At 67.8% G+C, this 512-nt stretch carries 1 protein-coding gene; it reads left to right on the top strand.

From position 1 onward, the window contains the following. Positions 1–67: 67 nt before the first annotated feature. The coding region (locus ACF8EA_RS06260; protein ID WP_392521305.1) for a DUF721 domain-containing protein at positions 68–512 on the top strand (445 nt) is incomplete at its 3' end.

Genomic DNA, 512 nt, shown 5'->3' on the forward strand with positions numbered 1-512 from the left:
CCGCGAAGAGGCCGGCACAGGCAACGGAGATGTTAGACTGTGCCCACGTCACCTCACGCGTACCCCCATGGCCTATAAACCTTCCCCCGCCCAGCCGCCCTCCGCCCTGCTGCGCCAGGTGCGCCCGCTGCGCCTGCTGCTGAACCAGGCCGAGCGCCTGGAGCACTTGCAGCGCCTGCTGGAAAGCCAGTTGCAACCGGCCGCCCGCGAGCACTGCCATGTGGCGTCCTGGCGCGATGGCACTTTGTTGCTGGTGGTAACCGACGGCCATTGGGCAACCCGCCTGCGCTACCAGCAGAAGCGTTTGCTGGCGGCACTGCAGGCCATGGAAGCATTCGGCAACCTCAGGCGCATCCTGTACAAAGTGCAGCCGCCGCTGGTGCCGGCCAAGCGTGGCGGGCATGCTGCCGAGCTTTCGAACAGCGCGGCCGAGAGCCTGCGCGACACCGCCGAGGGCATTACCGACCCCAAACTGCGCGCAGCACTGGAACGCTTGGCCGCCCACGCTCAGG

This window comes from Pseudomonas sp. YQ_5 (assembly GCF_043103305.1).
In the GTDB taxonomy this organism is placed as follows: domain Bacteria; phylum Pseudomonadota; class Gammaproteobacteria; order Pseudomonadales; family Pseudomonadaceae; genus Aquipseudomonas; species Aquipseudomonas putida_Y.